The 20,902-nt window shown below is 69.8% G+C and carries 22 protein-coding genes; 11 read left to right on the top strand and 11 right to left on the bottom strand.

Going from position 1 to position 20,902, the window contains the following annotated elements:
* Positions 1-189: 189 nt before the first annotated feature.
* The 8 genes from AC07EQ_RS33220 to AC07EQ_RS33185 all read left to right on the top strand — a co-directional run bounded on the left by AC07EQ_RS33220 (position 190) and on the right by AC07EQ_RS33185 (position 4,913).
* Entirely contained in the window at positions 190-444 is a 255-nt protein-coding gene (locus AC07EQ_RS33220; protein ID WP_478391789.1) for a hypothetical protein, read from the top strand.
* On the top strand, positions 420-2,060 hold the full coding sequence (locus tag AC07EQ_RS33215) for a hypothetical protein (RefSeq protein ID WP_478391788.1): 1,641 nt from the start codon (positions 420-422) through the stop codon (positions 2,058-2,060). Before AC07EQ_RS33220 ends, AC07EQ_RS33215 begins: the two co-directional genes overlap by 25 nt.
* Before the next feature lie 155 nt (positions 2,061-2,215).
* On the top strand, positions 2,216-2,455 hold the full coding sequence (locus tag AC07EQ_RS33210) for a hypothetical protein (RefSeq protein WP_478391787.1): 240 nt from the start codon (positions 2,216-2,218) through the stop codon (positions 2,453-2,455).
* Positions 2,456-2,467: 12 nt separating this feature from the next.
* Entirely contained in the window at positions 2,468-3,154 is a 687-nt protein-coding gene (locus tag AC07EQ_RS33205) for a hypothetical protein (RefSeq protein WP_478391786.1), read from the top strand.
* Positions 3,155-3,226: 72 nt separating this feature from the next.
* Positions 3,227-3,649 carry a hypothetical protein gene (locus AC07EQ_RS33200; RefSeq protein ID WP_478391785.1) on the top strand — a complete coding sequence of 141 codons (423 nt, stop codon included), beginning with the start codon at positions 3,227-3,229 and terminating at the stop codon, positions 3,647-3,649.
* Positions 3,646-3,867, top strand: coding sequence for a hypothetical protein (locus tag AC07EQ_RS33195; protein WP_478391784.1), 222 nt, complete (start codon positions 3,646-3,648; stop codon positions 3,865-3,867). Before AC07EQ_RS33200 ends, AC07EQ_RS33195 begins: the two co-directional genes overlap by 4 nt.
* Positions 3,868-3,886: 19 nt before the next feature.
* A complete protein-coding gene (locus AC07EQ_RS33190) occupies positions 3,887-4,198 on the top strand; it encodes a hypothetical protein (RefSeq protein ID WP_478391783.1) in 312 nt (103 codons plus the stop codon).
* Between the two features lie 28 nt (positions 4,199-4,226).
* The gene (locus tag AC07EQ_RS33185) at positions 4,227-4,913 is read left to right on the top strand and encodes a WXG100 family type VII secretion target (protein ID WP_478391782.1); all 687 of its coding nucleotides are present in this window, start codon (positions 4,227-4,229) and stop codon (positions 4,911-4,913) included.
* A gap of 45 nt (positions 4,914-4,958) precedes the next feature.
* Here the strand turns inward: AC07EQ_RS33185 and AC07EQ_RS33180 are convergent, their stop codons facing one another.
* Positions 4,959-5,927 (bottom strand): hypothetical protein, encoded by a 969-nt coding sequence (locus AC07EQ_RS33180; protein ID WP_478391781.1) that lies wholly within the window; start codon positions 5,925-5,927, stop codon positions 4,959-4,961.
* Between the two features lie 208 nt (positions 5,928-6,135).
* Here AC07EQ_RS33180 and AC07EQ_RS33175 point away from each other — a divergent pair, with 208 nt between their 5' ends.
* Entirely contained in the window at positions 6,136-7,680 is a 1,545-nt protein-coding gene (locus tag AC07EQ_RS33175) for an ATP-binding protein (RefSeq protein ID WP_478391780.1), read from the top strand.
* A 1,186-nt stretch (positions 7,681-8,866) separates the two neighbouring features.
* Here the strand turns inward: AC07EQ_RS33175 and AC07EQ_RS33170 are convergent.
* Positions 8,867-9,778, bottom strand: coding sequence for a LysR family transcriptional regulator (locus AC07EQ_RS33170; RefSeq protein ID WP_478391779.1), 912 nt, complete (start codon positions 9,776-9,778; stop codon positions 8,867-8,869).
* A 71-nt stretch (positions 9,779-9,849) separates the two neighbouring features.
* Here AC07EQ_RS33170 and AC07EQ_RS33165 point away from each other — a divergent pair, with 71 nt between their 5' ends.
* The gene (locus AC07EQ_RS33165; RefSeq protein WP_478391778.1) at positions 9,850-10,782 is read left to right on the top strand and encodes an EamA family transporter; all 933 of its coding nucleotides are present in this window, start codon (positions 9,850-9,852) and stop codon (positions 10,780-10,782) included.
* Positions 10,783-10,949: 167 nt separating this feature from the next.
* Here AC07EQ_RS33165 and AC07EQ_RS33160 read toward each other — a convergent pair whose 3' ends face one another.
* The 9 genes from AC07EQ_RS33160 to AC07EQ_RS33120 all read right to left on the bottom strand — a co-directional run bounded on the left by AC07EQ_RS33160 (position 10,950) and on the right by AC07EQ_RS33120 (position 18,728).
* On the bottom strand, positions 10,950-11,129 hold the full coding sequence (locus AC07EQ_RS33160; protein WP_132479076.1) for a hypothetical protein: 180 nt from the start codon (positions 11,127-11,129) through the stop codon (positions 10,950-10,952).
* A gap of 160 nt (positions 11,130-11,289) precedes the next feature.
* A complete protein-coding gene (locus AC07EQ_RS33155) occupies positions 11,290-12,399 on the bottom strand; it encodes an ABC transporter ATP-binding protein (RefSeq protein WP_478391777.1) in 1,110 nt (369 codons plus the stop codon).
* Positions 12,396-12,581: a hypothetical protein gene (locus AC07EQ_RS33150; RefSeq protein WP_478391776.1), complete on the bottom strand. Its 186-nt coding sequence runs from the start codon at positions 12,579-12,581 to the stop codon at positions 12,396-12,398. Before AC07EQ_RS33150 ends, AC07EQ_RS33155 begins: the two co-directional genes overlap by 4 nt.
* Positions 12,578-13,576, bottom strand: a complete 999-nt coding sequence (locus AC07EQ_RS33145; protein ID WP_478391775.1) for an ABC transporter ATP-binding protein — start codon at positions 13,574-13,576, stop codon at positions 12,578-12,580. The genes AC07EQ_RS33150 and AC07EQ_RS33145 overlap by 4 nt, the downstream gene beginning before the upstream one ends.
* Positions 13,577-13,590: 14 nt before the next feature.
* Entirely contained in the window at positions 13,591-14,523 is a 933-nt protein-coding gene (locus AC07EQ_RS33140; protein WP_478391774.1) for an ABC transporter permease, read from the bottom strand.
* Between the two features lie 4 nt (positions 14,524-14,527).
* Positions 14,528-15,538, bottom strand: coding sequence for an ABC transporter permease (locus tag AC07EQ_RS33135; RefSeq protein WP_478391773.1), 1,011 nt, complete (start codon positions 15,536-15,538; stop codon positions 14,528-14,530).
* Positions 15,539-15,638: 100 nt separating this feature from the next.
* On the bottom strand, positions 15,639-17,333 hold the full coding sequence (locus AC07EQ_RS33130; protein WP_478391772.1) for an ABC transporter substrate-binding protein: 1,695 nt from the start codon (positions 17,331-17,333) through the stop codon (positions 15,639-15,641).
* Positions 17,334-17,718: 385 nt separating this feature from the next.
* Complete coding sequence (gene recR, locus AC07EQ_RS33125) at positions 17,719-18,315, bottom strand: recombination mediator RecR (RefSeq protein ID WP_132479088.1); 597 nt, start codon at positions 18,313-18,315, stop codon at positions 17,719-17,721.
* A gap of 89 nt (positions 18,316-18,404) precedes the next feature.
* The gene (locus AC07EQ_RS33120) at positions 18,405-18,728 is read right to left on the bottom strand and encodes a YbaB/EbfC family nucleoid-associated protein (RefSeq protein WP_235883261.1); all 324 of its coding nucleotides are present in this window, start codon (positions 18,726-18,728) and stop codon (positions 18,405-18,407) included.
* Between the two features lie 158 nt (positions 18,729-18,886).
* Between AC07EQ_RS33120 and AC07EQ_RS33115 the strand changes: the two genes are divergently transcribed.
* Entirely contained in the window at positions 18,887-20,692 is a 1,806-nt protein-coding gene (locus AC07EQ_RS33115) for a S9 family peptidase (RefSeq protein WP_478391771.1), read from the top strand.
* Positions 20,693-20,902 lie beyond the last annotated feature (210 nt).

Raw genomic sequence — 20,902 nt, 5'->3', positions numbered from 1 at the left:
GGTGCCGGTTGCGTAGGTGGGCTAAGCGGCTGCGCCGCTTCAAAGACAACAACCTCTCCCTGTCTTTCGACACCGCAGCGCCGTCGCGGACACCGCACGCCTCTACCACTCGATCGGTCTACCGGACTTGATGTCGGGCTGCCGTCAGGGTTCAGTCAGGCACCGAAATGCAGCAGTGTTGAGGTGGACATGTGGCCGACCGAGGACCCGACCGAAAAGCTCCGCTGGCGAATCCCGTGCACCACACCGGTCGATTCGGGCAACATTACGGTGCTGGTCGTCGGAGATCGGGTCGCCGTGGTGCTGCCGCCGGGCGAGACGCTCGTCTTCACTGCCGATGAAACCGATGACCTCGCAGCGCTGCTGGACGAGGCCGCCGGCTACCTGTCGCGCGGCGCCGAGGGATCGGAGGCACCGGCGTGGCCCTCATCGACACCGACCTGAGCTTCGACCCGCGCGACCCCTACTTCCCCGTCCCCGGCGCCGCCGGCGTGGCGTGGGCGGTGCAGGTGTTCACCACTACCAACGGCTACGGCCTCGACGTCGAGCGGGCGCACGTCCGGGAAGGCGACCGCGTCCACGTGCACGCCGACCGGTACGCGCGGCTCGGCCAGCAGGTCCCGGTCGAAGCCGGCGAGGCCGACATCGAGGTGACCCGCGCGGCAGGCGTGCTGGAGTGGGCCATCACGGTCCGCCACGACGAGCCGATCAAGGCGGTGAAGCTGCTGCTGCGCGGCCTGCCTCCGGAGCAGCTGCGGGCCGGCTGGTGGACGCCGAACACCGGGCGCGGCTGGGCGCACGGCGTCAACGGCCAGCGGTTCCAGCTGGACTACCCGGGCTCGGACTGGGCGACGCCGTGGGTGGCGGCCGGGGACGAGGCGAACGGGCTGGCGCTCAGCGTCCGCGATCCGCTGGTGCGGCGGAAGATCCTGCACGTCCACCAGCCCCCGTACGCGCCGGGGCCGATCGCCGAGCTGGTGCACGTGCCGTCGGCGACGGCGCGCTCGACGACCTGCCGGGTGCCGTCGGTCCGGCTGCGGCTGGGCACCACCGGGCACAGCGCCGACGCCGACCTGGACGAGCACCTGTCCTTCGTGGAGGGCTCGCAGAACCTGGTGCCGTGGTCCTCCCGCCCGGACGTGCCGGACTGGCTGCGGCGGACCGCGCTGGTGGTGACGCTGCACGGCCAGCACTGGACGGGCTACGTGTTCAACACGTTCGCGCAGATGGCCGAGTCGCTGCGATTCGTCGCGCAGCACATCGATCCGAGCCGCGTGCTGGCCTACCTGCCCGGCTGGGAAGGCCGCTACTACTACGCCTACCCGCGGTACCGGCCCGGCGAAGACATGGGCGGCGCAGGGGGTTTCGCCGAGCTCGCGCACACCGCGCGGCAGCTGGGCGTGCGGCTGATGCCGATGTACGGCGGGCACGGCGCGAACGTGGTCGAGTACCCGGCGTGGGAGCGGGCGGCGCTGCGCAACGACACCAACCGCTACGTGGAACTGCTGAACCGGCCGGACTGGGACGGCGACCGGGTCGGCGAGGGCGATCAGGTCTTCCTCAACCCCGGCGAACCGGACTTCCGCGCCCACCTGGTGGAGTCGATCTCGGCGATGGTGCGGGACTTCGGCGTCGACGCGGCGTTCCTGGACACCCTGGGCTACTGGTTCAACGACCCGCGCTACGAGGTGATCGACGGCTACCGCCGGCTCGCCGACGAGCTGCACCACCGCCACCCCGGGCTGGTGCTCGCCACGGAGGGCTGGTGGGACGCGCTGACGGCGATCTTCCCGCTGAGCCAGCAGTGGTACGGCGCGGACCGGGACCTGCGCAAACCCCGCGTGCTCACCCGGTACGCCCGCACCACCGGCCACCTCGCCGAGGGAACGCCGGGGCGGGGCAGCACGGGCGTGCACGAGAAGGGCTTCCTGCACCGGCCGCCGGACGTGGCCCGCGAGGCCCACATTCCGGTCGTCGGCATCACCGACGACACGCTCCCGGCCCACGCCGAGGAGATCGCGGCGATCTGCCGCTGGGCCCGGGACCACGCCCCGGAGTAATGCGCAGACGATCAACATTTGCGCAGGTCACTGGCTAATCATCATTCCCGCGGCCAGATTCGAGCCCAACGACGGAACACGGGTGCGCCTGCCGCACCCGAGCTGGCTTCGGGCGAGGTTGTCGAATGGGAATGGTCAAGGCAGGAACAAGCGATTTGAAGGCTGCGGGCTCGACGGTGGTGTCGGCGGCGGAGTCGCTGCGCGGGACCACGGGCGGGCTGGTGCTGGACTCCGCCGCGCGCGACATGACCGGGTCGATCACCGCGGCGCTGCTGCCGAGCTTCGCGGCCGAATGGCGGCAGAACGTGCAGCAGCTGGCCGCTGCCGTGCGCACGACCGGTGAGCAGCTGCAAGCAGCGCCGAAATGCTCGCTGACCTCGAACGCGCCGTCCTGAGCGGGGCGCGTGATGGACGTGAAGACCCTCGACGGCTGCGATGCCGGCAAATTCGACCAGTGCGCGGCCCAATGGCGCGAGCTGGCCGATGCGCTCGGGGACTGCCGAGCCGACATCCGCAGCAAAACTGCGGCGACGCTCGACCTCGCCTGGCACGGCGAAGGGGCCATCGGCAAGAGCCTCGTCCACATCGGCGAAGCGAACGGCTTCGACTGGGCCGCCGACAACATGCGGCATTACCTGGGGAACTCGGGGAAGACCAAGTCGATCGACGTGGACCACCTGCTCACCAACGATCCAGGACTCAGCGATGCAGTCGAGAAGAAGATCGCCGAGCACAAGTCGGCGTGGAAGAAGGAAGCCGTTGAAAGCTTCCACAAAACCGGAGGTCAGCCGATCGTGCTGGAGAAGAACCTCGGCAAGTGGGACGGCCGCACGGCAGATGCGAGAACCGACTGGTACGCGATCGGCTCGTACCAGTACACGATGACCGGACTCGTGAAGGCCACACCGGACGCCGACGGAAACCCGAAGGTGAGCTTGGACTACCAGGTCCATGCCACGGATCGGTACAACTGGGACAACCTGAAGTTCGCCCCCATGCCCGACTTCATCCAGGGCATGGGTCACCGCGTGGGCACCTCGCAGGAATACGACATGCGCGGCACCAGCAAGCTCCGCTCCGTCCCGCTCGACTGATCCCCCGGCGTCGACGCCGCGCGAAGTGGCTACGAAAACCCTTTTGCAGCAATGCGAATCGAGGTGGTGCACGTGAATTTCCCCGAATCGGACGAGAACGACGCAGGCGAGCGGCTTCTGCCGAAGATGTACGCCACGCGTGACGAGGCCGCACTCCGGTCCTGCTCAACGTATGACCCCGAAACCGGGATGCGGGCGGTGACCAACGGACTCGGCAAGCTGATCGAGCTCGAAATTCCGCAGTCCCAGGTATGCGCGGCCCGGTGCGAGCAGCTGTCGCAGGACATTTCGCGTCTCGTCCTCGACGGCCGGCGAAAGGCGAATCTGGATGCGCGCCAACGGCTTTTCGAAATCATCGGCGCCGAACTGCCGATAGCGAAGCTGATCAAACCGCCGGAGCTGGCCCAGCCGGAGATCGCCGAAGCGCCCCCTCGCCCGGCCGCCCCGGACTGGGAAGACGACGAGTACTTCACCGACCTGACGTTCCTGAGGTGATCGAGATGGACTGCCACGACTGGAAGCTGCCCGACGACCTGGGCCACATCCGCTGCTCGCTCCGCGGGGAGTTCCTGGGCATGCACCTGAACCCGGACAGGCTGGAAGGCGTCTCGGCGCGGTATCTGGCAGCGCAGATCGTCTCCGTGGTCAACCAGGCCGCCAACGACGCGGACGAGTGTCGACGACGGGAAATCGTGCGAATCGGAATCAGCTGAAAACCCGAGGAGATCCTCCGTGACAGGCTACAAAGCAGTTCCCGAAAGACTGCGTTCGACGACGACGCAGATCCAGGACGCCGCGGCCGAGTGGGACCAGGCCTACCAGGTCCTCGAAGCGACGAAAATGGGCCCGATGACGCTGGGGATCATCGGCATGATGGCCGGCGCTCCCGCCCGCTACAACGCGGCTCTCGACACCGTGCTGGACGAATTGAAGAAGTTCAAGAAAGTCATCGAAGGGGCCGGCACCGAACTGGACGCGGTCGCCCGGACGTACGAGCAGAAGGACTGCGAGTACTACAAGGAATTCGGCTACCTCGAACCGTGAGCAACTACCAGCGCATTGGAGAAATACCGTGGCACCAACGGTTCTCACCCCGGTTCCCACACCTGTGGTCTTCCCCCACGAAGAAGCGCGCGAAATCGTGCGCATGGCGTCCCAACTCGGCGTCGCCGGGCTCGGCGTTCTGCTCGACCAAGTCCGCAGAATGCCCGGGGGCCACCAGCACGCCATCCGCACCTCGGCCATCTGGGGTCAGACGGCCACCAAGCACGTCGTGCAATCGGGCGATCAGCTCAACCAGGCGGTGGAGCGGCTCCAGTTCTACTGGGAAGGCGACGCGCACGCCGCCTTCCGGGACTTCAACGTCCGGCTACGAACCGCGACCGGGCAGGTCCCGCCGTTGTTCGGCCAGATCGCGGCCCTCATCCGCAAGTCCCTGACACACATCATCGAGCAGTACAACGTCCTGGCCCGGCTCATAACCAGCTTCGCCGGCTCCGCGCTCGGTGCCCTGGCCCACGTCGTCGACACGCTGGACTTGGTGAACGTCCTGGGCGTCATCCCCGGGATCGTCAACGAATTCCGCTCGTTCGCCAAGACGGTGCGGGAAAGGATCAGGAGCGTGGTGGAGGCCGTGATCGCGCTCTGGGAGGAGACCGCGGCGATCAAGGACCTCAGCAGCCAGTTCCCCCACCTGGACCCCGTCGCCCCGGAAGTCGGCGATCCGAAGTGGTGGCAGGTGTCCAAGCTGCCGAAGTAGTGGTCGCGCGCCCGCCGCCGAGCCGCGGCGGGCGCGCACGGGCGTTCAGCGCGGGGGCCAGGCAACGGCCGCGCTGTTGAGGCCGGTGGCGTTGGGGTCCTTCCACATGGCGGGCACCGGAGACGTTCCGAGGTCCGCGTTCGCTGCCGCCACGTAGCTGTGCCCCGGCTCCGGGCGGATCAGCACCGGGCCGCAGGTGGCGCTCTGGCCGGCCTCGGTGAACGACACCTGGCAGTGGTGCAGGGTGTCCGGGACTCGTTGCCGGGTGGTCGCGTCGCGGAGCCACAGGTGCACGGCGACTTCCGGCGCGGCCTCCACGGCCGTGACGCGCAGGGAGATCCGCACGCCCTCCGGTACCGCGGTGATGCACGGGTCGATCTTCACCGGACCGCGCTGCCACGCGCCCCGGCACTGTTCCGCGAGTTGGTCCGCAGACACCGGGCTCGCGGACCTCGCCACGATCGGCTTGGCGGCCAGGGGAACCTCACCCGAGGGCAGCAGGAAGGCCACCGCCGCCGCGACAGCCGCGAGGACGACCACGGTCGCCGCCACCACTACCACCGGCTTGGCGCGCCGACCGCTGCCGGGCGCAGCCGGTTCTTCCCGAGGCTCCGGCACCTCCGCTTCCTCCTGGGAGCCATCTGGTTCCAACTCGGGCTGCTTGGGTTGGGCGAGTTCGTTTCGGCGTTGGCACCAGCGTTCGACGAGCTCCTCCGGTTCCTGGTCCAGCACCCCGGCGTCGGCCAGCAGTTGGCGGTTCGCCCGGGCGTAGCGCAAGCACGCGCGGACGAACGCCGCCGTCACCTCGGTGGTCGGCAGCACCGAGCCCGACACCGCGTTGCGCAGCGTGCTGGTCGAGAACGGCTCGCCGATCTGGCGGGTCTGCCGCGCGAGTTCCTGGAAGCTCGGGCCGCCCGTCTGCTGGCGCAGGGTCCGCAGTTCGTACGCGAACTTCGCCAGCGGTCCTTCCGCAGGGTCGATGGCGGCCTCGCGTCTCCCAGGCCTACCCGTCATCTACGGCTCCGATCATCAGGAGGGATTGCTCAACAGATGGTTAGCAGGCCCTCGACCTCCTTGGATGTTAATCATCAGGCGCGCCAGCTTGGTCGTGGTCAACGAAACGATCAGGAGGAGAAGCGATGCGACCAGGTTGGTACCCCGACGCGTCTGGCACACAGCGGTGGCGGAGCCGGGACACCGGCTGGACCGTCGACGGCGCGTCGTGAGCCGCCGCGTCGTGGCCCTGCCGGAGTCGGACACGCCGCTGGGGCTGTTCGCCCTGGAGTTGCACCGGCTGCGGCGGAGCGCGGGAACCCCCAGCTACGAAACGCTGTCCTACGAAACAGCCCGGCTCGGTCACCGGTTCTCCGACACCTCTCTGCGCAATGCCGCTGCTGGCAAGCACATCCCGACCTGGGACGTCACCGAGATGTTCGTGCGCGCATGCGTCGCCTACGCACATAGCAACCCAGAACGCGCGGTGGACGCCGCCCGCTCGTGGAATGCCAAGCAACTGGCGGAGGAGTGGGCGCAGTGCTGGCGGAACCTGCGCCACACCCCCGAACCCGTCGGCAAGCCCGCGGTATCGCGCACCGCAGACGGGCACTTGCCCGCCGAGCTGACGACGTTCGTCGGGAGGCAGCGCGAACTCGCCGACGCCGAACGGATGCTCACCCGGGCCAGGCTGGTGACGCTGGCCGGGATCGGCGGTGTCGGCAAGACGCGGCTGTCGCTGCGGCTGGCAGCGCGGGTCGCCCGGTCCTGCCGGGACGGGGCATGGCTGGTCGAGCTCGCCGCGGTGAACCGACCGGGCATGGTCGCGCACACGGTCGCCGCCGCGCTCGGCGTCCAGGAGGCGAGCCCGTCCACGCTCGCGGAATACCTGTCCGACCAGCAGCTCCTGCTGGTGCTCGACAACTGCGAGCACCTGCTCGACGAGTGCGCCGCGCTCGCCCGCACGCTGCTGGCGGCCGCGCCGGGTTTGCTGATCGTGGCCACCAGTCGGCAGCCGCTCGGCATCACCGGCGAGCACACCTTGCCGGTCCACCCGCTGCCGCTGCCCGACGACGACACCGAACCGGACGCCGTGGCACGCTGCGACGCGATCCGGCTGTTCGCCGATCGGGCGGCCGCGGTGGCACCCGGGTTCGCCGTGACCGCCGCGAACTGCGAGATCATCGCGCAGGTGTGCCGTCGGCTCGACGGCATTCCGCTGGCCATCGAGCTGGCCGCTCGCTGGATGCGGGTGCTGAGCGCGGAAGACCTGCTGGAACGGCTGGGCGAGGAGTTCCGCTTGCTCCGCGACGGCGATCGCAGCGGCAGCGAACGGCACCGCACGCTGCGCGCGCTGTTCGACTGGAGCTGGGACCTGTGCTCGGCGGCGGAACAGGCGGTGTGGTCGCAGTTGAGCGCTTCGGATGGCAGCGGCACGCTGGACATCGCTGCGGACGGGCTGCGCGACGAGGAAGCATTCGACGCAGTGGTCGGTCTGGTGGACAAGTCCATCCTGACCAGGGTCGATGGCCGAAATCAGTACGCGATGCTGGGCACCCTGCGCCGGTACGGGCGGGAGCGGCTGGCCGCGGCCCGCCCGGCGCAGGGGCTCGGCGGTCAGCCCGCCGGGAAGACCCAGTGCTCGGCGGACGCGCTGGTGGCCCACACGAATCCGCCTGCGCTGGCGACCGGGAGCGCGGTCAGGTTCTCCCCCAGCGGACGACGTTGCGAAGTGGACACCGCGATCGGCATCTCTTCGTCGATCAGCCCGTAGACAACCCCGCCGGTGAGCGCCGTCAAGCGGAATGCCCGATCGCCCTCGGCGCTCTCCCACCGCAGCCGACCGGACCGGACGTCGAGCAGCGTGACGCCCTGGTCGGAGTGCACTGCGCCGAGGCCGCTCAACCGGTCGTACGCCAATTCCTGGTGGAAGCCGGACCAGCGGTGGCCACGTTCGACGGGGAGCGTCCAGGCGATGGCCCCGCTGGCCGGGTCGTGCGCGACGATCGCGAACGAACCGATCCCCAGCTGCCAGTGGATCAGCATCTTGCCTTCGGCGAACCCGATCACGTCGGGCGCCTCCGCCGGTCCTTGCTCGCCGGGCGGGGCGATGTCCTCGGTCCGCCACAGCCGGGCCGCGCCGCCTGCCGAGAGCTGGTAGCCGGTGAGCTCGCCGACCTCCCCGTGCTGCGCGACGAGCAGGTCGCCGTGCACCCCGACGACGCGTTGACGGCCCACCCAGGTCGGCTCCTGCGCCCTCCACACCTCGCGGTCCTGCAGGTCGTGGACGGTGTCGATCTCCACCCCGTCCACTTGTTCAGACCTGAGCACCCATCCGTTGCTGAAGAACCCGCCGTCGCCGTCCTCGGCGGCCTCCCGCCAGATCGCGTTCGCGGCGGAGTCGTAGACCTCGGTCACGGACAGCTGCTGCGCGGCCTGCATCGCGGTTTCCTCGGTGGACGTGGCGTAGGTCAGCACCACGACCTGCCTGCCGTCGACCTCCGCCGGCTCCAGATCTCCCTGGGAAACGGTGGAGGGCACGGGAATCCGGGCGCGTTCCCGCCCCGTTGCGGCATCGAGGAACAGCAGCGTCTCGCCGCGGTTCTCGCCCTCGTCGCGGAGGTACGCGAAGACGTCGTCGAAGCCCACGACCTTGTCGTACGTGCTGGTGCCGAAGTCCCCTCCTTCCGCTCGGCCTGACGGCGGTTCGTGCCACGCCGGTTGCGCGGCCACTCCTGGCGGGGCCGCACCGCGGAACGCCGGCGCGGACGATTCCGGCGCGGCGGGCGAGGAAGCACCACCACCGCAACCGGCCGTGCTCATCAGGGCGGCGAGGGCCACCGCGAACGTGCGAACCCGTCTGGTCATTCCGGTCTTCACCTTCTGCGCGATCGAGGACGAACAGCGATCACGTTCGTCGCAATCCGCCCGCGCCACCAGCGAAGTCCGGTCCTTCTGAGCTACTTCTGATCGCGCAGCCCAGTGACGACGGCCGCCTCGGCGAGGAGCGTGTCGAGCACGGCGCGGACCGCCGGGCGCTCCGTCGCCCCCTTCCGGGACACCACCTCGATGTTCCGGCCCGCGCGGACCCCGGCCAGCGGGCGCAGCACCAGCCGCGGAGTGTCCACTGTGTACCTCGGGAGCAGTGCGACGCCGTGGCCGTCGGCGACCAGCGCCTCGGTCACGCGGAAGTCGTTGATCCGCTGCACCACCACCGGCCGGACGCCCGTGCGGACCGCCAGCGAGCGCAGCACGTCGTCGACCGGGAAGCCGACGTCCACGCTCAGCCACGGCTCGCCGACCAGCTCCGCCGGCTCGATGCGCTGCCGGTCGGCGAGCGGGTGGCCCGGCGGCAGCGCGACGTCCAGGGGCTCCCGCAGCAGCGGGGTGATCTCCACGCGCGCGCCGTCGAACGGCGGCGCCTGGTCGTCCCGGTGCGCCACCACCAGGTCGAAGTCGGCGGTCAGGGCCGGCACCTCCGGCGGCGTCATGTCGACGTCGCGGCACTCCAACCGCACCTTGGGATTCACCGCCATCCGCCGGAGCAGGCCGGGCAGCAGCAGCAACGCACCGGACGGGAAGATCGCGACCCGCACCACGCCGCGCGGCGTCGACCGGTAGCTGTCCAGCTCGGCCTCGGCGCGGTCCAGCGCGGCCAGCACCTCGTCGGCCCGGGCCGCGAGCGCCCGGCCGGCGTCGGTGAGGCGCAGCCCGCGACCGGCCGGTTCCGTCAGCGGCACGCCGACCTGCGCCTGCAACGCCCGGATCTGCTGCGACACCGCCGACGGGGTGTAGGACAGGGCCTTCGCGACGGCGGTGACCGTCCCGCGATCAGCGAGTTCGCGCAGGAGTCTCAGCCTGCGGACATCCATGAAGGAATAGTACACATTAGCTGTAAATAGTATTGCTTGTTCTTCACAGAGCCGGGCCGCAGGCTGGCATGGTGAACTCACGAGACCGCTTGCTGGCCGTGGTGGTCGTCGTGCTCTGGGGCGCCAACTTCATCGCACTCGACTACGGGCTCGGCCAATTCCCACCGTTCTTCTTCGCCGGACTCCGCTTCGCCGTGCTGCTGCCGGTCCTGCTGTTCGTGCCGCGCCCGCGAGTGCCGTGGCGGTGGCTCATCGGGTACGGGCTGTTCTTCGGCGCCCTGCAGTTCGCGTTCCTGTTCACGGCGATGAACATCGGGATGCCGACCGGGCTGGCCTCGCTGGTGCAGCAGGCGTCCGCGCCGTTCACCGTGGTGCTCGGCGCGCTGCTGCTGCGGGAGCGGATCACGCCGGTGCAGATCGTCGGCATCCTCATCGCGGTGCTCGGCATGGTGGCGATCGGCTGGCACCGCGCCCAGAGCGCCACCCTGCTGCCGCTGCTGATCACGCTCTGCGGCGCTTTCTCGTGGGCGCTGGGCAACCTGTGCGGCCGGAAGGCGAACGCGCCGAACCCGCTGCACCTGGCGCTGTGGATCGCCATCGTGCCGCCGCTGCCGATGTTCGCGCTATCGGCGGTGGTCGAGGGACCGACGGCGGGCTGGGACGCGCTGGCGACGGCGTTCGACTCGCCGACCGGCTGGTACGCGCTCGCCGGGCTGGCGTACACGTCGCTGCTGGCGACGATCATCGGATCGGGCCTGTGGACGACGCTGATGGGGCGCTACCCGGCCAGCATGGTCGCGCCGTTCTCGCTGCTGGTGCCGGTGGTCGGCTTCACGACGGCATGGCTGGTCCTGGGCGAGCGGCCGCACCCGATCGAGCTCGCGGCGGGAGCCGTGGTGGTGGGCGGAGTGCTGCTGGGCAGCATCAAGCTGAGCCGCCGCAAACCACCGGCCCCCGAAGCGCCACCCATGGTCCTGCCCGAGTCCGCGGTCCAGCGCCCGTAGGTCGAGGGCTCCCAATTTTGCCTAAAATTGGGAGCCTCCCCAAGCCCACCCGGCCGGGTCCGACGTGGAGACGCTCCCAATTTTGCCTAAAATTGGGCGACCCACCAGCCCAGCCTGGTCCGGCATGGTGGCTCCCGATTCCGCCTGGAATCGGGTGGGTTCCGGCGTCAGCGGACGGCTTCGCCCCTTTCGAAGTCCGGGTTGCAGAGGTGCACCCCGTTCCCCTCCGGGCAGTCGTAGGTCACCAGGACCTCGCCCGACTCCGCCACCAGGCGCTCCGCGGTCGCCCGCTCCAGGATCGCCCGGTGCTCGCACGCGGAGCACCGCGGCGCACTGCTGTACCTCACTCACTGCCTCCGTTCCACCGGCCGCCGACGATCTTGTGAACCTAGGGCCTAGCGCGCCGGGCGCGGTGGACAACGCGCGAAATCAGCGCACCGGTTTCACACGTCGTGAGCGGCTATGGCCGCAATAGCAGCCATAGCCGCTCACGACTGGTCCGCGCGGTCAGGCCGGGGCCGAGGTGATGTCCAGGTCGCCGAAGTCTGCCGGGTTCACCGCCTCCGCCTCGACCTCGTGCGGCTTCAGCCTGCCGTCGCGGATCTCCTCCGCGTAGTGGCAGGCCACCCGGTGGCCCGGCTTGAGCTCGCGCAGTTCCGGCCGCTCCGTGTCGCACCGGGTCGCCTGCCGCCACGGGCACCGGGTGTGGAACCGGCAGCCGGTCGGCGGCGCGGCCGGCGAGGGCAGGTCGCCGGAGAGCAGGATCTGCTCCCGCTCGTCCTCCACCGTGGGGTCCGGCACCGGCACCGCCGAGAGCAGCGCCTTCGAGTACGGGTGCAGCGGCTCCTCGTAGAGATCGTCCGATGTGGACTCCTCCACGATGCCGCCCAGGTACATCACCCCGACCCGGTCGGCGATGTGCCGAACCACCGCCAGGTCGTGCGCGATCACCAGGTACGTCAGCCCGAACTCGGCCTGCAGGTCCTCCAGCAGGTTCAGCACCTGGGCCTGCACCGAGACGTCCAGCGCCGACACCGGCTCGTCGGCCACCACCAGGTCGGGCCCCACCGACAGCGCCCGGGCGATGCCGATGCGCTGTCGCTGGCCGCCGGAGAACTCGTGCGGGTACTTGCGCAGCGACGTCGACGGCAGACCCACGGCCGACAGCAGCTCGCGCAGCCGCTTGTCCGTGCCCGCCCTGCCGCTGTCCATCCCGTGCGCGCGCATGCCCTCGACCAGCAGCGACTGCACCGACTGCCGCGGGTCCAGGGAGGACAGCGGGTCCTGGAAGACCATCTGCATCCGGCGGCGCATCCGGCGCAGCGGCTCGCCCTTCATGCCGGACAGGTCGACGCCGTCGAACACCACCTTGCCGCCGGTGGGCTTCTCCAGCCGCAGCACCGCGCGCCCCAGCGTCGACTTGCCGCAGCCGGATTCCCCGACCAGGCCGTAGGTTTCGCCGCGCCGGATGGTCAGCGACACGCCATCCACGGCGTACACGTAGCCGACCGTGCGGTCCAGCACCACGCCGCGCTTGATCGGGAAGTGCACCTGGACCTGGTCGATGTCGATCAGCACGTCCCGGGAATTCCGCTCGGTTTCCGGGCTGTCGGTCATGACGCCTCCAGGGTCTGGCGCCGGGCACCGGAATCCGATGCGGTCAACAGGTGCATGGTCTCGTCGTGGTGCTCCGGTGCGCCCCGACCGGGTGACTCCGCCGCAATTTCAATGGAAATCGAAGGTCCGATTTCCATTGAAATTGCGGAAGAACCGGCGGCGCGCGGGAGCCGGGCGCTCATGACGCCTCCACCGGGCTCGACGTCGTCTCGCGGACCGGGTTGTGGCAGCGCAGCAGCCGCGCCCCCACGTCGATGCTCACGTCCGGCGTCTGCTGCTCGCACACGTCCTGCGCGTTCGGGCAGCGCGGGCAGAACGCGCACCCCGCGTCCCACGGGATGTTGTCGCTGATCGAGCCCTTGATCGGCGACAACCGCTGGCCGCGCGGCGAATCCAGCCGCGGGATCGAGGCCAGCAGGCCCGCCGTGTAGGGGTGCCGCGGCCGGGCGAACAGCTCGTGCCGCGCGGCCCGCTCCACCACCCGGCCCGCGTAGAGCACGTTCACCTCGTCGCAGAGCCCCGCCACCACGCCCAGGTCGTGCGTGATCATGATCAGCGCGGTGTCGGTCTCGGCGACCAGTTCCGCCAGCAGGTTCAGGATCTGCGCCTGGATCGTCACGTCCAGCGCGGTGGTCGGCTCGTCGGCGATGAGCAGCCGCGGTTTGCAGGCCAGCGCCATCGCGATCAGCGCGCGCTGCCGCATGCCGCCGGAGAGCTGGTGCGGGTACTCCTTGAGCCGCCGGCGCGGGTCCGGGATGCCCACCCGCCGCAGCAGCTCCTCGGCCTCCGGCATCGCCTCCTTGCGGGGCAGCCCGCGGTGCCGCTCGATGACCTCGGACACCTGCAGGCCGATCGGCACCACCGGGTTCAGCGAGGTCAGCGGGTCCTGGAACACCATGCTCAGGTCGCTGCCGCGGCGCTGGTCCAGCTCGCGCCGGGGCAGCTGCAGCAGGTCGGTGCCGTCGAAGTCGATCGACCCGGACACCTCGGCGCCGGTGCTCGGCAGCAGACCCATGATCGCCAGCGAGGTGACCGACTTGCCGCAACCGGACTCGCCGACCAGGCCGACGGTGCGGCCCGGTTCGACGTCGAAGGAGATGCCGTCCACGGCGGTCATCGGCGGCTCGCCCTTGCGGGCGAACACCACCGAGAGGTCGCGGACTTCCAGCAGTGCCATTCGTTCCCCCACCTCTAGCGCCGGCGCTTCGGGTCGAGCGCGTCCCGCAGGGACTCGCCGACCAGCGTGAACCCGAGCGCGACCAGGATGATGCAGCCCGCCGGCCAGAACGCCAGCTGCGGATGCGAATCGATGATGTTCTGCGCGCCGCCGAGCATCTGGCCCCACTCCGGCACCGAGTCGTCGGCCGCGCCCAGGCCCAGGAAGGACAGCGCCGCCGCGTCGATGATCGCCACCGCGAGCACCAGGGTGGCCTGCACGATGACCGGGCCGAGCGCGTTCGGCAGCATGTGCCGGAACACGATCGCGCTCTGCTTCACCCCGAGCGCCCGCGCCGCCAGCACGTGATCGCTGGCTCGTTGCGCCAGCATCGTGCCTCTCAGCAACCGGCCGAAGATCGGCACCTGCACGATCGCCACCGCCAGGATCACGGTGAACTGCGTCTGCTGCGCGAACAACGCGCCGATCGACACCGCCAGCAGCAGCGACGGCACCGACAGCATCACGTCCGCGACGCGCATGACCACCGAGTCGACCCAGCCGCCGAACGCGCCGGCCAGCAGGCCGAGCACCAGGCCGCCGCCGAGTCCGATCACGGTGGCCAGCACCGCGACCAGCAGCGTCTGCTGGGAACCGAGCAGCAGCCGGGAGAACAGGTCGCGGCCGTACTGGTCGCCGCCCAGCGGGAAACCCGCCTGCGGCGGCGGAATCGTGTTGTCCGCGCGGGAAACCTGCTGCTCCAGCAGGCGTTGCGCCGGATCGTGCGGGGCCAGCAGCGGCGCGAGCAGCGCCAGCAGCACGAACGCGGCGATGATCACCGCGCCGACCACGAACACCGGGTTGCGCCTCAGCCGCCGCCACGCCGACGCGGCCAGGCTCACCCCGGCGTCCGACGCCGTCTCCGCCAGCGCGTCGATCCGTTCCTTGCGCTGCGTTTTCAGCACCATGACCTCACCGTGTCCGCAGTCGTGGGTCGATCAACGCATATGAGAGGTCGACTATCAGGTTCACCAGCACGTACACCATCGCGGATGCCAGGATCACCACTTGCAGCACCGGGAAGTCCTTGCGCTGGAAGCCGATCGCCACCGCCTGGCCGACCCCGGCGATGTTGAACACCCGCTCGGTCAGCACCGCACCGGCCAGCAGCGCGCCGGTCTGCAGGCCGATCGTGGTCACCACCGGCAGCATCGCGTTGTGCAGGATGTGGCGGCGCCGGATCACCATGCCCGCCAGGCCCTTCGCCCGCGCGGTGCGCACGTAGTCCTCGTCCATCACGTCCAGCACGGCGGCCCGGGTTATCCGGAAGATCACCGCGAACGGGATCGTGGACAGCGCGATGGCCGGCAGGATCAGGTGCACGAACGAGTTCCACGCGGCGTCGAACTCGCGGGTCAGCAACCCGTCGAGGATGTAGAAGCCGGTCACCCGCGTCCCGTTCAGCCCGACGTCCTGGCGGCCGGAGGCGGGCAGCGCGCCGAGCTGGATGGCGAACACGAACTTCAGCAGGAACGCCAGGAAGAACACCGGCACGGCAACGCCGATCAGCGACCAGGTGATGCTCACGTTGTCCAGCCAGCTGCCGCGCTTGCGGGCGGCCAGGTAGCCCAGCGGGATGCCGACCGCGACCGCCAGCAGCAGCGCCAGGATCGACAGCTCCAGCGTCGCCGGGAAGCGGGTCAGGAACACCTCCAGCGCCGGCGAACCGCGCTGCACGCCGGTCGACGTGCCGAAGTCGCCGGTGACGGCGCGCCCCAGGAAGCGCCAGTACTGCACGAAGATGGGCTGGTCCATGCCGAGATCGGCTTCCAGCTTGGCCCGCGCCTCTGGCGTGGCGCGGTCCCCCAGCAACGCCGACACCGGCCCGCCGGGCAGCATCCGCAGCCAGGCGAACAGCAGCATCGACAGCACGACGACGACCAGCGCCAGCTGCGCGAGTCGCCGGATGGTGAAGCGGAGCACGAAACCCCCGTTTGGTCAGTCCGGCAGCGAGCGCGCGATTTCGCGCGAAACCGACGGTCCCCGTGCGGGAGCCGCGCCGGCTTCGCGCGAAATCGTCAACTCACTTCTCCGAGACGCTCACCGACGCGAACTCCTCGGCGGTCAGCGGCGAGGTCTGCAGGCCCTGCACCCGCGGGCTGGTCACGATCGCCGGCGGCGAGTGCGACAGCGGCACGGCGGGCAGGTACTCGGACATCAGCTTCCGGTTGATGTCCTGGTACATCTGGTTGCGCCTGGCCTCGTCCGGCTCGCTGTCGGCGGCCTTCAGCTGCGTCGCCAGTTCCTCGCCCCACGGCGCACCGGCCGTGTAGAAGCGGTTGGTCGGCGTGCCGAAGAAGGTGCCGATGAAGTTGTCCGGCGTGTTGTAGTCGCCGGTCCAGCCGAGCAGGAAGATGTCGGCCTTGGCGTTGTCGACGTCGTCGATGTAGCCGCCGTTCCACGGCTTGCTCACCGGGTTGACGGTGAAGCCCGCCTCGCGCAGGTCCTCGGCGAGGGCGTTGTAGATGCCCTGCGGGTCCGGCATGTAGGGCCGGGTGACCTCGGTGGGCCAGTAGAAGTTGATCGCGAGGTTGGGGACGCCGGCCTCGGCGAGCAGCTGCTTGGCCCTCGCCGGGTCGTGCTGGTACTGCTGGACGTCGTCGGCGTAGCCGTCCACGGTCTTCGGGTAGAACTGGGTGGCCACCGTGGCGCCTTCCGGCATGTTGGCCTTGACCAGCGTCTCCCGGTCCACCGCGTACGCCAGCGCCTGCCGCACCTTCAGGTTCTGCAGCGCCGGGTTGTTCTTCTGGGTGATGCCCAGGTACATGATGTTGAACGGGTCGCGGACCTGGACGTTGTTGCCGGCCTCGCGCAGGGCCTTGAGGTCGGCGGCGTTGGGGTAGTCGTAGCCGTCGATGGCGCCCGACTCCAGCTCCTGCTTGCGCACCGTCTCGTCCGGGATGATGCGGAAGATCAGCTCGTTGAGCTTGGCCTTCTCGTCCCAGTACTCCTCGTTGCGGACCAGCTTGATGGTGCCGTTGCTCTCGTCGTAGGACGCGAACTTGAACGGGCCGGTGCCGGTCGGGTGCGACCTGGCGTACTCGGGGTACACGAAGCTGTCGCCTTGCGCCTGCACGTTGTTGGCCTGGTACTGGTCCATCGCGGTCGGCGACTGCATGCTGAACGACGGCAGCCCGAGGATGTCCGGGAACTTCGAGCTGGCGCGGGTCAGGTGGACCACGGCCGTGGTCGCGTCCGGCGCGTCGCACGACTGGTACAGCGACGGCGCCTTGCCGTCGGCGAACCCGCCGAAGTTCTCGATCCAGTAGTAGGACAGCGCGTTGTTCTGCCCGGCGCCGGTCTGGTTGAACATGCGCTGGAAGTTCTTGCACACCGCGTCGCCGTTGAAGTCGGTGCCGTCGTGGAACTTCACGCCCTGCCGGAGCTTGAAGGTCCAGGTCTTGCCGTCCGGGGTGTGCTCCCAGCTGTCGGCGAGCTCCGGTTCGACGTCGGACGACCCCGGCTTGAACCCGACCAGGCCCTCGGTGATCTGGCGGGTGACCCGGAAGGTCTCGCCGTCGGAGGCGTAGAAGGGATCGAACAGGTCGGGTGCGCCTGCCGCGCCGAAGGTGAGCGTGCCGCCTTCACCGCCGCCGCCGGCCTCGCGCTGCGATTGTGCGCAGGCCGCCAGCGAGGTCGCCGCGACGATGGCGATGCCGGCGGTGGCGACACGGCGTCCCGTGCCGGATCCGCGGCGCGGCGATGGAGCTCTACTCATGGAAGCACCTCGGTGTGTCTCAGGTCTCAGAGTTCCGTGAGACTAACTCGCATTAGGAGTCCATTGTGGGATACCTGAGGTTACGATCCCACTACTTAGGGACGCCTAAGGAAACCCGATATTTCGGGCATTCACCCAGGTGGGCGAGGGTGCTGGACCGCTCGGAGTCTCCGGAAGAACTGTCGGACAACCCGTGAATACCGGTAAAAACTGCGGAAAATTCTGGCTCGGGCAACAGATTCTGGCGATGACCTGACACGTCCGGCGGTACCGCTCACCGCCGGTCTTCACCGCACCGAGGCACATGCAAAAAGCTCGTGAGTGCTTTGGATCGCCATGGCGGCCCAAAGCACTCACGAGCTCGAAAAGCGTCGTCCCTTGGCGGCTACATCGCGCGGCGGCCGGAGAGGGCCCGGCCGAGCGTCAGCTCGTCGGCGAACTCCAGGTCACCGCCCATCGGCAGGCCCGACGCCAGCCGCGTGACCGAGAGGCCGGGGAAGTCGCGCAGCATCCGCACCAGGTAGGTCGCGGTCGCCTCGCCCTCGGTGTTCGGGTCCGTCGCGATGATCACCTCGGCGATGTCGTCCTGCCCGATGCGGGCCAGCAGCTCGCGAACCCGCAGCTGGTCCGGTCCCACGCCGGAAAGCGGATCCAGCGCGCCGCCGAGCACGTGGTAGCGCCCCTTGAACTCGCGCGTGCGCTCGATCGCCAGCACGTCCTTGGGTTCCTCGACGACGCACACCAACGTCTTGTCGCGCCGGGCGTCCCGGCAGATGCGGCAGGTCGTCTCCTCCGAGACGTTGCCGCAGACGTCGCAGAACACCACGCCTTCCTTGACCTTCTGCAGGACCTCCTGCAGCCGGGTCACGTCCGCGGGCTCGGCCGCGAGCAGGTGGAAGGCGATGCGCTGCGCGCTCTTCGGACCGATGCCCGGCAGCCTGCCGAGCTCATCGATCAAATCCTGAACCGGACCTTCGTACACGTATCACTCGTTTCCAGGGATTCGGTGCGGTTTCAATTGAAACCGCACTCCCCGCCGGGGACGGTGCGCGGTTCCAATCGAAACCGCGATCACATGCCCGGCAGGCTGAGACCGCCGAGGCCACCACCGCCGAGCGCACCGGTGAGCGGGCCCATCTTCTCGGCCTGCAGCTCCTGCGCCGCCCGGTTGGCGTCGCGCACCGCGGCGACCACCAGGTCGGCCAGCGTCTCGGTGTCCTCCGGGTCGGCCGCCTTCGGGTCGATCGACAGCCCCTTCAGCTCGCCTGCGCCGCTGACGGTCGCCGTGACCAAGCCGCCACCGGCACTCCCGGTGACCTCCGCGTCGGCGAGCTCCTGCTGCGCAGTCATCAGCTGCTGCTGCATCTTCTGCGCCTGTTCCATGATCTGCTGCATGTTCGGCTGGCCACCTGGCTGCACCGTGATCCTCCTCCGGCTGGCGCGTGCACGTACCCCGATTCGGGCTACGCCACCAGCCTAGAGAATGCGCGGCCTGGTCTGCCTGGCGGTCCGCGCCCCTGGGCGGCGGGGGCGAAGCGTGACAGGGTGATCGCATGGCGGTGGACATCGTGCGGTTGCTCGAACTGACCAGCTGGCGGGCCTTCGACGTGGCCGACACCGGCCGGGTCCTGGCGGGCTCCGACGAATCCGGATCCACCCAGCTCGTCGAGCTCTCCGACGGCGAGCCCACCCCGCTGACCGCCCTGCCGGGCGCGGTCACCGGCCGCTACCTGCCCGGCGAGCGCGCCGTGGTCGTGCAGCACGACACCGACGGCAACGAGCGCGGCCAGCTTTCCCTGCTGCGCCTGGACGAACCGAGCCTCCGCCCGGCGCGGCTGCACGACCTGCAGCCGCTGGTCCGCGACCCGGCGCACGTGCACCGGCTGCTCGACGTCCTGCCTGGCCGGATCGTCTACGCGACCAACCGCCGCAACGACGTGGACTTCGACGTGGTGATCCGCCACGTGGCGACCGGTGAAGAAGCGATCGCCTACGACCAGGGCGGCATGGTCCTGGAGGCGACGGCCTCACCGGACGGCCGCCACCTGGCGCTGACCGTGCCCGCCGACCGCGCGATGTCCGACCGGCTGCTCCTGGTCGACACCACAACCCGCGAAGTGCAGGCGCTGACCGGGCACGACGAGCCCGCGCGGCACGGCCAGATCGGCTGGCTGCTCGACGGACTGGTCGTCACCACCGACGCCGACCGGGACCGCGCCGGGATCGCGCGCATCGACCCGCGCACCGGCGCCCGGCGCTGGCTGGTGACCTCCGACGAGCACGACCTCACCGGCTGGCTCTCGCCGGACGGTTCGACGCTGCTGGTGCAGGCGAACGACGACGGTGCCAGCAGGCTGGCGCTGCACGACGCCGCCACCGGTGACCTGCTGCTGGCGATCCGGTTACCCGCCGACGGCTGGTGCTCGTACCCGCTGCCGGCCCCCACCTGGTCGCCGGACTCGCGGTTCATCGCGCTGTCGTTCAGCGCCCCGTCGGTCCCCGGCGACGCGCTGCTGGTGCGCGCCGCGACCGGCGAGTGCGAGTCGCTGACCGGTTCCGCAGCGCAGCTCGACGGCCTGGTCGAACCGAGTTCGCACCGGGTGCCGGCCCGCGACGGCGAACAGGTGCCGTGCTTCGTCTTCGCCCCGCACGAGGCCGATCCGCGGCTGGCCGGATCGGCGGTGCTGATCGTCCACGGCGGCCCGGAGAGCCAGGCCGTGCGGACGTTCAGCCCGATCGCCCAGGCCCTCGTCGCGCAGGGGCACACCGTGCTGGTGCCGAACGTCCGCGGCTCCACCGGCTACGGGAAGCGCTGGTACTCGGCCGACGACGGCCGCAACCGGCTGGAATCGGTGGCCGACCTCGGCGACCTGCACGACTGGCTGCCGTCGATCGGGCTGGACGCCGGGCGCGCGGCGCTGTGGGGTGGCTCGTACGGCGGCTACATGGTGCTCGCCGGGCTGGCGTTCCAGCCGGAGCGGTGGGCGGCCGGAGTCGACATCGTCGGGATCTCGTCGCTGGTCACGTTCCTGGAGAACACCGCCGCGTACCGGCGAGCGCACCGCGAGCGCGAGTACGGCTCGCTCGCGGCGGACGCGGAATTCCTGCGCTCGGCGTCGCCGCTGACCAGGGTCGCGTCCATCGCGGCACCGCTGTTCGTGCTGCACGGCGCGAACGACCCGAGGGTGCCGCTGTCGGAGGCCCAGCAGATCGCGACCGCGATCCGGGCGAACGGCCTGGAGTGCGAGCTGCGGGTGTACGACGACGAGGGCCACGGCCTGGCCAAGCGCACCAACCGCCTCGACGCCTACCCGAGAGCCCTCGCATTCCTGGCCCGCCACCTGGCAAAACAAGCCTGACCGCCCCGCGAGGCGCGGTTGCGCCGCGTTGCGCTTCGCTGGTGGTGGCGCCCCACGCTGGTAGTGGGGCGTCGGCATTACCGAAGGGGTCGTTTTCAGAACGTACGCGGGCGCGTCTGGGACGTGGCCGCCCGGGACACAGGGCGCCGTTTTCTTTCGGAAACAAAGCCCCCCCCTCCGAGAAGGGGTTGGGTTTTCTTGACAAAATCC

The sequence above is a fragment of the Saccharopolyspora sp. NPDC045839 genome, assembly GCF_056431645.1.
Note: the sequence above shows the minus strand (reverse complement) of the source record. Positions and strands in the feature narration are given on the sequence as shown.